The organism is Streptomyces sp. NPDC045026, assembly GCF_056432625.1.
Genome location: NZ_JBWKIS010000009.1, coordinates 289,970 through 301,837, shown reverse-complemented (window position 1 = coordinate 301,837; position 11,868 = coordinate 289,970). Strand labels below are relative to the sequence as shown.

Annotated in this window: 13 protein-coding genes; 7 read left to right on the top strand and 6 right to left on the bottom strand. The window is 71.7% G+C overall.

Translation table 11 applies throughout. From position 1 onward, the window contains the following. Positions 1-89 precede the first annotated feature (89 nt). The 5 genes from AC07EJ_RS21950 to AC07EJ_RS21930 all read right to left on the bottom strand — a co-directional run bounded on the left by AC07EJ_RS21950 (position 90) and on the right by AC07EJ_RS21930 (position 4,130). Entirely contained in the window at positions 90-950 is an 861-nt protein-coding gene (locus AC07EJ_RS21950) for an alpha/beta fold hydrolase (RefSeq protein ID WP_389491243.1), read from the bottom strand. After that, on the bottom strand, positions 947-1,984 hold the full coding sequence (locus AC07EJ_RS21945) for an alpha/beta hydrolase (protein WP_478884761.1): 1,038 nt from the start codon (positions 1,982-1,984) through the stop codon (positions 947-949). The genes AC07EJ_RS21950 and AC07EJ_RS21945 overlap by 4 nt, the downstream gene beginning before the upstream one ends. 206 nt (positions 1,985-2,190) lie before the next feature. Next, entirely contained in the window at positions 2,191-2,835 is a 645-nt protein-coding gene (locus AC07EJ_RS21940; protein ID WP_389491238.1) for a TetR/AcrR family transcriptional regulator, read from the bottom strand. 163 nt (positions 2,836-2,998) lie between these two features. Next, positions 2,999-3,646, bottom strand: a complete 648-nt coding sequence (locus AC07EJ_RS21935) for a DUF1707 SHOCT-like domain-containing protein (RefSeq protein WP_478884760.1) — start codon at positions 3,644-3,646, stop codon at positions 2,999-3,001. 73 nt (positions 3,647-3,719) lie between these two features. After that, the gene (locus AC07EJ_RS21930; RefSeq protein WP_393581857.1) at positions 3,720-4,130 is read right to left on the bottom strand and encodes a RidA family protein; all 411 of its coding nucleotides are present in this window, start codon (positions 4,128-4,130) and stop codon (positions 3,720-3,722) included. A 175-nt stretch (positions 4,131-4,305) separates the two neighbouring features. On the opposite strand from AC07EJ_RS21930, the gene AC07EJ_RS21925 reads away from it, so the two are divergent. From AC07EJ_RS21925 to AC07EJ_RS21915, 3 genes are all read left to right on the top strand, one after another. Continuing rightward, complete coding sequence (locus AC07EJ_RS21925; protein ID WP_478884759.1) at positions 4,306-6,816, top strand: SpoIIE family protein phosphatase; 2,511 nt, start codon at positions 4,306-4,308, stop codon at positions 6,814-6,816. A 68-nt stretch (positions 6,817-6,884) separates the two neighbouring features. After that, the gene (locus AC07EJ_RS21920) at positions 6,885-7,340 is read left to right on the top strand and encodes a GNAT family N-acetyltransferase (protein WP_389491229.1); all 456 of its coding nucleotides are present in this window, start codon (positions 6,885-6,887) and stop codon (positions 7,338-7,340) included. 22 nt (positions 7,341-7,362) lie between these two features. Further along, positions 7,363-7,755, top strand: a complete 393-nt coding sequence (locus AC07EJ_RS21915; RefSeq protein ID WP_389491227.1) for a TOBE domain-containing protein — start codon at positions 7,363-7,365, stop codon at positions 7,753-7,755. Between the two features lie 108 nt (positions 7,756-7,863). On the opposite strand, the gene AC07EJ_RS21910 is transcribed toward AC07EJ_RS21915, so the two are convergent. Then, positions 7,864-8,334, bottom strand: a complete 471-nt coding sequence (locus AC07EJ_RS21910) for a molybdopterin-dependent oxidoreductase (protein WP_393581854.1) — start codon at positions 8,332-8,334, stop codon at positions 7,864-7,866. Positions 8,335-8,481: 147 nt separating this feature from the next. Between AC07EJ_RS21910 and AC07EJ_RS21905 the strand changes: the two genes are divergently transcribed. From AC07EJ_RS21905 to AC07EJ_RS21890, 4 genes are all read left to right on the top strand, one after another. Then, positions 8,482-8,868 carry a TOBE domain-containing protein gene (locus tag AC07EJ_RS21905; RefSeq protein ID WP_478884758.1) on the top strand — a complete coding sequence of 129 codons (387 nt, stop codon included), beginning with the start codon at positions 8,482-8,484 and terminating at the stop codon, positions 8,866-8,868. Between the two features lie 71 nt (positions 8,869-8,939). Continuing rightward, on the top strand, positions 8,940-9,770 hold the full coding sequence (gene modA / locus AC07EJ_RS21900; RefSeq protein ID WP_478884757.1) for a molybdate ABC transporter substrate-binding protein: 831 nt from the start codon (positions 8,940-8,942) through the stop codon (positions 9,768-9,770). After that, a complete protein-coding gene (gene modB / locus AC07EJ_RS21895; RefSeq protein WP_389491218.1) occupies positions 9,767-10,648 on the top strand; it encodes a molybdate ABC transporter permease subunit in 882 nt (293 codons plus the stop codon). Before modA ends, modB begins: the two co-directional genes overlap by 4 nt. Before the next feature lie 61 nt (positions 10,649-10,709). Next, the gene (locus AC07EJ_RS21890) at positions 10,710-11,801 is read left to right on the top strand and encodes an ABC transporter ATP-binding protein (RefSeq protein ID WP_389491216.1); all 1,092 of its coding nucleotides are present in this window, start codon (positions 10,710-10,712) and stop codon (positions 11,799-11,801) included. Positions 11,802-11,868: the final 67 nt, after the last annotated feature.

Here is an 11,868-nt window from a genome sequence, read left to right as displayed (position 1 = left end):
CTCCACACCTACAACCACCACCGATGCCACACCGCACTCGCAGGCAAGCCCCCCATCAGCCGCGCAAACAACGCTTCAGGGCAATACACCTAGTGAGGATCCGGATCGGGAACGCGCGTGAACTCCCTTACTGCTGAAGCCAGTTCGGCCGGGCGGTCCAGGGGGATGAGGGTGTAGCTGTCCCCGATCTCGACCAGCTGTCCGTGCGGGAACAGTTCGGCGAGGCGCCGGCCATGGGCGGGCGGCATCACGCGGTCCTCGCGCGCCCAGACGACGAGGGCGGGGCGGTCGAATCCCGGCAGGCCCTCCGCCGCCCTGAGCAGGACGCGCCGGTCGGCGAAGACCGCGCGCAGCATCCGTACGGCATCGCGGCGGATCTCCGGCCGCGCGATGACCGGCCTCATCCACCGGCCTGTCGTAGCGCCACCCCGCTTGGTCAGCCACCCGAACGCGACAGGCAGCCGCCGCACGGCGCCGAGCCGCATCTGCTGCATGAACAGCCCGAACATCCGCGGCGACAGCTTCCCCGCGAGAGCGAGTGTCCTGCCGGTCAGCCCGGGTGGCAGGTTGTCGAATGCCTCGCACGAGACGAGCACCACGCGGCCCACACGGTCGGCGGCACCTTCGGAGATGACCAGTTGGACGAGCGCTCCGCCGGTGTCGTTGCCGACGAGAGTGACGTCGCGCAGGTCGAGACGGTCGAGGAACTCGACCACGAGCCGGGCGACCCCGGGCAGCGACAGGTCGGCGTCGTCGCGCACCGCGCGGCGATGCGCGCCCAGGGGCAGAGTCGGCGCCACGCACCGGTGTTCGCGGGCCAGTTCCGCGATCGGCCCGTCCCAGAGCGAGGTGTCCATCATCAAGCCGTGCAGGAAGACGACGGTGGGACCCGCGGTGCCCGTTTCCTCGTACTCGATGGTCCCTGCGGACAGCTCGATCTCCTCCTTCATGACCGGCTCCGAGTCGCGGGATCAGCGGTCGCAGGGTCGGCAGCCGCGAGATCAGCAGTTACAGGATCAGTAATCGCGAGATCAGCAGTCACGAGATCGGCGGTCGCGGCGGCAGCGTGGCCGGCGGGCGCTTCGTCGAGCAAGTGGCGCCGCAGAAAAGCGAGTTCGGCCTCGACGGCTGGTTCGTGCGCCTCCATGAAGGGCGCGTAGTGGCCCCCTGGCAGGTGAACCACCTCGGCCTGCGGTGCTCGTCGTGCCGCGTCGACGGCCGGCCCCGGCAGGGCGGACCGGTCCTGGTCGCACACGACGACCAGCAGCGGACACCGCGCCTTGGACGCCTGGCGGCCCGGCCGGTAGAGGCTGAGGCTCAGCGCCGAGCGGGCGGCGACCTCCTGCTGCCACTCCGGGTAACGGTTGCCGGGGTTGAGCGCCCGGTCCCCGTCGTTGCCGTCGGGCGTGGTGAGCATCCCCACCGTCCCGGGCGGACCGGCGAGCGCCATCAGCAAGGGCTTACGGCCGAACAGACCACCGGCAGCGTCGATCAGGCCCCTGACGGTGAGCCGCAGCATGCCCCACGGCGTCTGATACGCCATCGCCTTGCGCGACGCCGCGGGGCCGTCGGCCAGCGGCGTCTGCGCGATCGCCGCCGCCAACTGCGGTGCGCGCGCCGCGACTTCGAAGAGGTGACCACCCGATGCCGAGAACCCCCAGGCCGCGACCCGGGTGGGGGCGACCTCCGGCAGGGCCGCGGCGCACGCGATCGCGGCCCGCCAGTCGGCGAGTTGCTCCTTGATGTTCAGGATCTGGCGCGGCGTGCCCCCGCTTTCGCCGAGGCGCCGGTAGTCGAAGGCCAGGACGCTGAACCCGGCGGCGTGGAAGCGCGCGGCGAAGGGGTCGGTGCCCGGCTCCTTGGTCACCCCGCCGCCCGCCGCCATGACCACACACGCGCCGTTGGTCCCCGGGTAGTGCCACGCAGCACAGTCGGTGCCGCCGCTGGGGAAACGGACTTTCTCCCGCTCCATGGACATCCGCATGACCGGCCTCCGAGTGGACCCACGTGGATCCGAGTGGATGAGAAGCACCCTCACAAAAAAGTGAACCACGTGGTTCGCAAACTGTCCACGGGCTCCGCCACGGGGCCGGTCATGGGGTTCCGGCCACGGGGGGCCGGCCATGAGGTCTGACCACAGGCTCCGGGCACGGGGTCCGGCCAGGTCGGGTCGCCGCCGGGGCGCCGCGGTTACTCCCCCGCGGCCTCCTCCCGCTCCAGCGCGCGGGCCAGCGCCTCGAACCCGGCGGCGACACCCTCGGCGTCACCGCTGGTGCGCGCGTCCACCAGAAAGCCCCGGAGCGTGGCGAGGACCATCTCGGCGACCTCGAGTTTGCGGCGGTCGGACCACTGGTCGGGGCACACGGACAGCAGTGTGGGCAGATACTGCTGCGACGCCTCACGGCCCAGCGCCGCGTGGCGGTCGGGGTCGTACATCGCCAGCCCGATGGCCTGGTCGAGCACGCGCGCCTCCTCCCCCACGAGGATCGGCCAGACCGCGCGCACCCAGTCCGCGAGCGTCCTGCGGTCGTGGCCCTCGGTGGCGGCGGCCAGCGCCTTCGCGATGCGCCGCTCACGCAGCTGGACGATCGCCTGCGTGAGCAGGTCGTCGGCCCCGTCGAAGTGGTACAGGAGCACCTTGTGCGTGGTGCCGGCCGCTCGCGCCGCTCGCCGGAGCGAGAAGTCCACGAGTCCGTTGACCTCGAGGTCGCCGGTGACCAGGCCGAGGAGTTCCCGCCGCCGGGCCTCGCCGCGCGGCGACCCGGCCGACCGCCGGTAGCCCGCCCGTCCCGGTGGGCCGTCCTCGGCAGGGGTGTTCACATCGGCGGCTTCCATGACCGGTCCTCCTCGCGCGCAGCGAACGCTCGGGCAGACCCTAGCCCGCGGGACCGGACCATGATCAAGCCGAACCGGAGGCGCCCGTGGCGCCGCACGTCCCAGAGCCGCACGTCCCAGAGCCGCACGTCTCACACGCCGTACGTCCCACGCGGGTCCGCGGTCAGCGAGGGAGCGCCGCCACGGGGCGCGGGCGCCGCAGCAGCCACGCCCAGAAGCCGCGGCGGGGCGGCCTGGGCGGCCGTATGGTCAGGCTGCCGCTGCGCACCTCACCCGTCATCTGGATGCGCAGCCTGACCGGTGTCGCGGGCTCGGGCCGCGCCTGATGGCGCACGCTGCCGCCGCGTACGGCCACGTCGTCGACGTCGGCGACGACGTCCGGCGGCACGAGCAGCGTCACCGAACCGCTGCGCACCGCGACCTCGATCTCCAGGGTGGGCGCCGCGATGACGGCCTGGGTGAAGTCGAGAACGACGGAACCGCTCCTCGACTCGATCGCCAGACGCCTCGGGACCACCCAGCCGCCGTCCCGCCTCGCGCTCGCGCTGTCGACGACGATCCGCGACATGTCCTTCGGGGTGGCGGCCGCCACGCCCGCGGCCCACGCGGGACCGGCGTCCGGCAGGTCGGCGAGCAGGGCCGCCAGCTCACCGTGGGTACGGGCCGTCAGGGCGACCCCGAGCCGTTCGTCCAGCTCGTCCGCGGTCAGCCTGCCGTCACCGGCGGCGACGGTCAGCCGCTCCACGACCTGGTCGCGCTCCTCGTGCGACGCACGCAGTTCGCGGCGGTCTGGCAGCATTTCACCGGGCATGGACGCACTCTAGTGGCGTGGCCGCCACCAGCGGAACCGGCCCGTGCGGCCACCCGCGACCGGCCCGCCCCCGTCAGGAGTCCAGTACCACCGCGACGCCCTCGATCTCCACGAGCTGGTCGTGGTACCCGAGCACCGTGACCCCCATCAACGTGCTGGGTACGTCGTGGTCGCCGAACGCGTCGCGCACCACCTCCCACGCGGTCACCAGGTCCTCCTGGCGCGTGGACGCGACGAGGACCCGGGTACTGATGACGTCGCCCAGCGTGGCACCGGACTCGGCGAGCGCCGTCCGCATGTTCTCCACCGCCTTGGCCGCCTGTCCGGCGTAATCGCCGACGGCCGCCGTCGAACCGTCCTCGTTCAGGGGACAGGCCCCCGCGAGGAAGATCAGCCGCGCTTCGGCGGGCGCCGTGGCCGCGTAGGCGTACTCGGCGACGTCGGACAGCGAGGACGAGCGGATCAGCGACACTGCGCGGGGCACGTGGATTCCCTTCGAAGCGGGCACGACGGGCGGCCATCCTCGCAAGGAACTCGGGCGGGCGCCCCGGATTTTCCCGGCGTGGGCTCGCGCGGAAGGCGAAGAGCCGCCGTCATCCTCGCACCAGGTGAAGAATGGACGAGAGGGGGAAGCCACTCTCAGGACGGAGCGGGGCGCCGTGGGGACGAGCGAGCACAGCGATGCCACCGAGCAGCGCTTCGACGTGGCGGACGCCGCGCCGGTGCTGCTCGACGCACACGGGATGGTGTCCGGCTGGTCCGGCGGAGGCGGGCAGCTGCTGGGGTACGCGGCCGCAGAGGTCGTGGGCCGGAAGCTGGCCGAACTGCTGCTGCCCGCGGACGCGGCCCGGATTCCCGCGATCGGCGAGCAGTGCAAGAGGGACGGGGGCTGGTCCGGGATCCTGACGGCGAGGCACCGCGACGGACACCCGGTCGCCCTGATGGTGCGCATCGACGCGGCGCAGCACAGTCAGGGGTCCGAGCGCTGGATCATGCTCCTGACGGACCTGGCGGGGGCACAGGGATGGGCCATGAGCCGCTCCGTCCTCGAGCAGATGGCCACGCGCTCTCCCCTGGGGATCGCCATCGTGGACACGGACCTGCGGTACGTGTGGTCGAACGCCGCGCTGGCGCAGTTCGGCGGCGGCCCGGCGCAGGAACGTGTCGGACGCAGGCTGGCGGACATCCAGCCCGGGCTCGACTCCGAGCGGCTCGAAGCGATGATGCGCCAGGTACTGGAGACGGGCGAAACGGTCGTCGGATACGAGCAGGTGGGCCGCGTGCAGTCGGCCCCGCACCGTCAGTGCTGCCACGCCATGTCGTTCACGCGGCTCCACGACGACAGCGGGCACCCCCTGGGCGTGTACTACACGGCCATGGACATCACCGAGCGCTATCTGGCCCGGCAGCGGCTCGCCCTCCTGAACCGGGCCGGCGAGCACATCGGCCGGAGTCTGGACGTCATGCAGACCGCGCAGGAACTGGCCGACGTGGCGGTGCCCGGCCTCGCGGACTTCGTCGCCGTGGATCTGCTGGATTCGGTGCTCGAAGGGGCCGAGCCGACGCCGAGCGACTCGGAGGTGGTCACGCTGCGGCGCGCGGGCCACCAGTCGGTGCGGGAGGGCGTCCCCGAGACCGTCATCCGCATCGGGCAGACGGCCCGCTACCAAGCGGAATCACCTCCCGTCCGCGTCCTGACCAGCGGCGAGTCCTGGTACGAGGAGCAGGTGGATCCCCGGGCCATGGACTGGACCGCCACCGGCCTCGACCGCTCGGCGGCCTCCCTCGTGGAGCTCGGGCTGCACTCGATGATGATCGTGCCGATCCGCTCGCGCGGCATCACGATGGGCATCACCAGCTTCTTCCGGCGGGACCGCCCTGACCCGTTCGACGAGAACGATCTGGAGCTCGCGGAGGAGTTCGTCGCCCGCGCCGCGATCTGCGTGGACAACGCCCGCCGCTACACCCGCGAACGCGACGCCGCGCTGGTGCTCCAGCGGAGTCTGCTGCCCAGCCACCTGCCCGACCAGGACGCGGTGGACGTCACCGCCTGCTACCGGCCCGCGGACGAGCTGACGGGCCTCGGCGGGGACTGGTTCGACGTCATCCCGCTGTCCGGCGCCCGGGTCGCCCTCGTCGTGGGCGACGTCCCCGGCCACGGCATCGACGGCGCCGCCGCCATGGGACGGCTGCGCACCGCGGTCCAGACGCTCGCCGATCTGGACCTCCCGCCGGAGGAGGTGCTCGCCCACCTCGACGACCTCGTCATCAGAGGCGCGCGCGAGGAGGACGCTCCCAGCGCGGTCCAAGCCGTGGGCTCCAGCTGTCTGTACGTGGTGTACGACCCGGTCAGCGGCCAGTGCGCCATGGCCAGCTCCGCGCATCCCCCGCCCGCGCTCGTCACTCCGGACGGCACGGTCTCCTTCCCCGACATTCCGATCGGGCCGGCGCTCGGCACGGGCGGCCTGCCCTTCGAGGCGGCCGAGTTCTGCCTCGCGGAGGGCACCGAGCTCGCGCTGCACACCGACGGGCTGCTCGCCGTGGACCGACGGGAACCCGGCCGCGAGCCCGACCTCGACGCGGGCAGGGAACGCCTGCGCAACGTGCTGGAGTTGCGCACCCCGTCCCTGGACGGCCGCTGCGTGGCCGTCGTCGACGCACTGGTTCCGGCACGCCCGAACGACGATGTGGCCCTGCTGCTGGCCCGCACCCACCGCCTGGGCACCGGGCAGGTCGCCTCGTGGGACCTGGAGAGCGATCCGGCGGTCGTCGCCGAGGCGCGCAAGAAGGTCACCCGGCAGCTGGCCGAATGGGGCCTGGACGAACTCGCGTTCACCACGGAACTCGTCGTCAGCGAACTCGTCACCAACGCGATCCGGTACGCGTCCGGGCCGATCCGGCTGCGTCTGATCGTCGAGCGGGCGCTGATCTGCGAGGTGTCCGACGCGGGCGCCAGCGCCCCGCATCTGCGCCATCCCCGGACCACCGACGAGGGCGGGCGCGGCCTGTTCCTCGTCTCCCAGTTCTCCCAGCGCTGGGGAGCGCGCTACACCCTCGATGGGAAAATCATCTGGGCCGAGCAGTCCCTCACCGGCGAACCGGGCTCCGAGGCCGACGACCCGACCGATGGACCGACCGCTGGACCGACCGCTGACGCATCGACGCGCTGACGCATCGCCGCATTCCCTCCAGGACTAATGCAGTTGACGTGCGACGACGCCCACGGTTTCCTGCTGCGATGACTGATCTGCGTATGGAGAAGGTGCAGGGCGACGCCCTGATCGAGGACTGGCGTCACGTCCACAACCTGATCATCCCGGCCGACCCGCTGTCCCTCGACGACGTGCGTGAGCGGGTGGGGCGCAACCATCTGGCAGTCGCCTATCTCGGCGACACCCTCGTGGGCTGCACGACGGTGCGCCCGCCGACGGACGACACCGCCACGGCCACGGTGATCGCCCGCGTGCTCCCCGACCACCGCCGGCAGGGCTTCGGGGAAGTGCTCTACCGGCACGGCCTGGAGCACGCGCGCACACTGGACGCCGCAGTCATCGAGACGGTCGTCCTCGCGTCCAACGTGGCCGGGGTGCGGTTCGCGGAGAAGCACGGGTTCGTGGAAGTGGAGCGATACGTGCTGCCGGAGGACCCCGCACTGTGGTTCACGATGCGACTCGCCGAGAACGGGCTCACCTGAGGATTCGTCTATCTTGGCGCGTATGCAGTCCTACACGATCGGCCAGGCCGCCCGGCTCCTCGGCGTGAGCCCGGACACCGCGCGCCGATGGGCCGATGCGGGCAGAGTCGCCACCCATCGTGACGCGGGCGGGCGGCGCCTCATCGACGGCCGGGACCTGGCCGCCCTCTCCGTCGAGATCGCAAGGACCGACGTCGAGGACGACATCTCCTACACCTCCGCGCGCAACGCCTTCCCGGGCATCGTCACCGCCGTGAAGCTGGGTGATGTCGCGGCCCAGGTGGAGATCCAGGCGGGCCCCCACCGGCTGGTGTCGCTGCTCACCCGTGAGGCCGTGGAGGAGCTGGGACTTGAGGTCGGTGCGGAGGCCACCGCCCGCGTGAAGTCGACGAACGTGCACATCGACCGCGCCTGAACGCCTGCGGGCGGCGGCCGTCTCATCGGGCTCGGGACTCGCCCGTCGACGTGGCGCAGGAGTGCGCGCCCTCGGGAGGTCCGTGGTGCCGGTGGCGCTCTCGCCGTGTCACGCCCACGACGTGTAGCGGCCGTCCACACGGATCGCGTTGATGCCGCTGATGTGCCGCGCACCGCAGCGGTCCTGGGGCAGGACGAGCTGGGGTCCGGCCCGGTCGAGGGGCGTGTCGTCGATGGTGACGGCGAGCAGGACGGGGGCCTGCCCGAAGTCCGGGTCGATCTCCGCCCAGGACAGCAGGGCGTGATGGCCGTCGGCTCCGGTCACCGCGATCAGGAACCGCAGCCGGTCCTTGCGCCGTGCGGGGTCGAAGCCGGGTCCCGCGTCGTGCAGGACGTCGTGCAGCAGCGGGCCCGCGAAGCTGTGCTCCTGGATGCCGCTGGTGGCGCACTCGAAACTGACCCGGGTCGTGTGCTGCGGCCAGTCGAGCAGATCGGGCACCGTCAGTCGGGCCGGGCGCGCGACGTCGCCGGTCAGCGCGAGCTCTGCCACCGGACCGGCGGCCGTAAGAGATTGACGCACGGACTACCACCTCCCGATGGACCGTACCCGGGCTACAGCCTCAGCACTCTCATACAAACGCACATGCGTGCCCTATTCGCGCATGATCCAGCTCATGCGATGCGACAAGAGACTTCTCCCTCGCATCTGCGGCAGTATGATCCGTGCATGCGCACCTACCGGATCGGTGAGGCGGCCGCCTTGATGGGCGTCAGCGCCGACACCCTTCGGCGCTGGGTCGACGGCGGGAAGTTGCATGCCGAGCGTGACGAGGTGGGCCGCCGGATCATCCCCGGGCCTGACCTGGCGTCCTTCACTCGCGAGTTGCACCGCGCCGAGCGGACGAACAACGGATCCTCGGCGCGCAACCGGCTGTCCGGCATCGTCACCGAGGTGATCCTCGGGGATGTGTCGGCACAGGTGGAGATCCAGGCCGGACCCTTCCGGGTGGTGGCCATGGTCAGCCGGGAGTCGGCCGAGGAGATGGAGCTGGAACCCGGCGTGCCTGCCGTTGCCGTGATCAAATCGACCAACGTGGTCGTCGAGAGTCCTTGAAGTGTCCGCCGGACGCTTCGCGGAGAATCAGCCCGATTCTCCTCAAGAGAGCCCTAGGGAGTAACCCCGTGATGACCCGTTACACGCGCCGGACCCGCCGGACCCTGCAGGTGACCGGCATAGGCGTCGCCGCGCTGCTGGCGCTGAGCGCCTGTTCCTCCGGCTCGGACTCGTCGTCCAAGAAGGACTCCTCCGCCTCGGCGTCCAAGGACTCCTCCAAGAAGCTCACGGGCACGGTGACCGTCTTCGCGGCCGCCTCGCTCAAGGAGAGCTTCACGACCCTGGGCAAGGACTTCGAGAAGGCCCACCCAGGCACGAAGGTGACGTTCAGTTTCGGCGGCAGTGACACCCTCGCCGCCAGCATCACCGGTGGCGCGCCGGCCGACGTGTTCGCCGCCGCCAGCCCCAAGACGATGGCGATCGTGACGGACAAGAAGGACGCGTCCGGTGCCCCGTCCACGTTCGTGCGCAACCAGCTGGAGATCGCGACCCTGCCGGGCAACCCCGACAAGGTCGCCTCCCTCAAGGACCTCACCCAGTCCGACCTCAAGGTCGTGCTCTGCGACAAGACGGTGCCCTGTGGCGCCGCCGCGCAGAAGGCGCTGGACGCCAGCAAGCTGAAGCTCACCCCGGCCTCGTACGAGCAGGACGTCAAGAGCGCCCTGACGAAGGTGGAGTTGAAGGAGGCCGACGCCGCCGTCGTCTACAAGACCGACGTGAAGGCCGCGGGCAACAAGGTGGAGGGCGTGGAGTTCCCCGAGTCCGCCAAGGCCATCAACGACTACCCGATCGCTCTCCTGAAGGACGCGCCGAACGCCGAGGCGGCGAAGGAGTTCATCGCGCTCGTGCAGTCCCCCGAGGGCCAGAAGGTCCTGACGGCGGCAGGGTTCCTCAAGCCGTGACCGAGCTCGACAAGTCCAGCGCCGCGGCCGAGGTCCTCACGGGTGGCGACACCCGTGGGGCCGGGCCGCGGCGTCGGCGTCTGCGGGCCGGCACTCAATGGCGCGGCGTACCGCTGCCGCTTCTGCTGCCCGCCCTCGTCGGCCTCGCGTTCCTGCTGCTGCCCCTGATCGCCCTGCTCGTACGGGCCCCTTGGCGCAGCCTGCCGGAACAGCTGTCCAGTACGGAGGTCTGGCAGGCCCTCCAGCTGTCGCTGATCTGCGCGACGGCGGCCACGGCGGTGAGCCTGGTCCTCGGGGTGCCGCTGGCCTGGCTGCTCGCCCGCACGGAGTTCCCCGGGCGCGGTTTCGTCCGGGCCCTGGTGACGCTGCCGCTCGTACTGCCGCCGGTGGTGGGCGGTGTGGCTCTGCTGCTGGCCCTCGGCCGCAACGGTGTCGTCGGGCAGCTGCTGGACTCGTGGTTCGGGATCACGCTGCCGTTCACCACGGCGGGGGTCGTGGTCGCGGAGTCGTTCGTGGCGATGCCGTTCCTCGTCATCAGTGTGGAGGGCACGCTGCGCGCCGCCGATCCGCGGTTCGAGGAGGCCGCCGCGACGCTGGGCGCCTCCCGGTTCACGGCGTTCCGCAGGGTGACGCTGCCTCTGATCATGCCGGGCATCGCCGCGGGTGCCGTTCTTGCCTGGGCCCGCGCGCTGGGCGAGTTCGGCGCGACCATCACGTTCGCGGGCAACTTCCCCGGCCGTACGCAGACCATGCCGCTGGCCGTGTACCTGGCGCTGCAGAACGACCCGGACGCCGCGATCGCCCTCAGCCTGGTGCTGCTCGCCGTGTCGATCGCGGTCCTCGCAGGGCTGCGGGACCGCTGGATGACGGCGTCATGACCGGCCCCGCCCGCCCCCTCACGGTCCTCGCCGGACCGTCCGACCACCGGATGACGGCCTCATGACGCACATCGACCAGGTCACCGGTGGCGCCCCCGCCGACGGAACCCGCGCCGAAGGGCTGGACGCCCACCTCGTCGTCGACCGGGGCACCTTCCGCCTCGGCGTCGCACTGAACGTCGCCCCCGGAGACGTCGTCGCGCTCCTCGGGCCCAACGGCGCCGGCAAGACCACCGCCCTGCGCGCCCTGGCCGGACTCACGCCGCTCACGGGCGGCCATCTGCACCTCGACGGCGCCGCGTTGGACCGTACGGCGCCCGAGTCGCGGCCGGTCGGCGTGGTCTTCCAGGACTACCTGCTCTTCCCCCACCTGAGCGCCCTGGACAACGTCGCCTTCGGACCGCGCTGCCACGGTGTGCCCAAGGCCGAGGCGCGCGAGCAGGCCGCGAAGTGGCTGGACCGCATGGGCCTCGCCGACCACCACGGCGCCAAGCCGCGACGGCTGTCCGGCGGCCAGGCCCAGCGTGTCGCCGTGGCCCGCGCCCTGGCCACCCACCCCCGGCTGCTGCTCCTCGACGAGCCCCTCGCCGCGCTCGACGCCCGCACCCGCCTCGACGTGCGCGCCCAACTCCGCCGCCACCTGGCCGACTTCGAAGCGGTCGCCGTACTGGTCACGCATGACCCGCTCGACGCGATGGTGCTCGCCGACCGGCTCGTCGTCATAGAGCACGGCCGCGTCGTCCAGGAGGGCGCCCCCGCCGACATCGCCCGTCATCCGCGTACGGACTACATCGCCCAACTGGTCGGCCTCAACCTCTACAAGGGGCAGGCCGACGGGCGCGTGGTGCGGGTCGACTCCGGGCCGGAGATCGCGACCAGCGAGGAGCTGTCGGGACCCGCCTTCGTGGCGTTCCCGCCCATCGCCGTGACCCTGTACCGGGACCGGCCCACGGGCGCCAGCGCCCGGAATCTGTGGCGCTGCCAGGTCGCCGGGCTCGAGACGCACGGGGACCAGATCCGCGCGGACCTGACGGGTGAACTCGAGCTCGCCGCCGACCTCACCACGGTCGCCGCCGCCGAACTGAACCTGCACCCGGGGGCCCCTGTCTGGGCCGCGGTCAAGGCGACGCAGACGCACGCGTACCCGGCCTGACCGAGGCTCCGGGCCCCGGGGATCCCGAAATGAAACGGGCGCCTCCGATCTGCCAGGCGCTCACGCC

Excerpts from the sequence above, each read along its gene's own strand:
- AC07EJ_RS21950 (WP_389491243.1), bottom strand. The coding sequence starts at position 950 with ATGAAGGAGGAGATCGAGCTGTCCGCAGGGACCATCGAGTACGAGGAA.
- AC07EJ_RS21945 (WP_478884761.1), bottom strand. The coding sequence starts at position 1,984 with ATGCGGATGTCCATGGAGCGGGAGAAAGTCCGTTTCCCCAGCGGCGGC.
- AC07EJ_RS21940 (WP_389491238.1), bottom strand. The coding sequence starts at position 2,835 with ATGGAAGCCGCCGATGTGAACACCCCTGCCGAGGACGGCCCACCGGGA.
- AC07EJ_RS21935 (WP_478884760.1), bottom strand. The coding sequence starts at position 3,646 with ATGCCCGGTGAAATGCTGCCAGACCGCCGCGAACTGCGTGCGTCGCAC.
- AC07EJ_RS21920 (WP_389491229.1), top strand. The coding sequence starts at position 6,885 with ATGACTGATCTGCGTATGGAGAAGGTGCAGGGCGACGCCCTGATCGAG.
- AC07EJ_RS21915 (WP_389491227.1), top strand. The coding sequence starts at position 7,363 with ATGCAGTCCTACACGATCGGCCAGGCCGCCCGGCTCCTCGGCGTGAGC.
- AC07EJ_RS21905 (WP_478884758.1), top strand. The coding sequence starts at position 8,482 with ATGCGCACCTACCGGATCGGTGAGGCGGCCGCCTTGATGGGCGTCAGC.
- modA (WP_478884757.1), top strand. The coding sequence starts at position 8,940 with ATGACCCGTTACACGCGCCGGACCCGCCGGACCCTGCAGGTGACCGGC.
- AC07EJ_RS21890 (WP_389491216.1), top strand. The coding sequence starts at position 10,710 with ATGACGCACATCGACCAGGTCACCGGTGGCGCCCCCGCCGACGGAACC.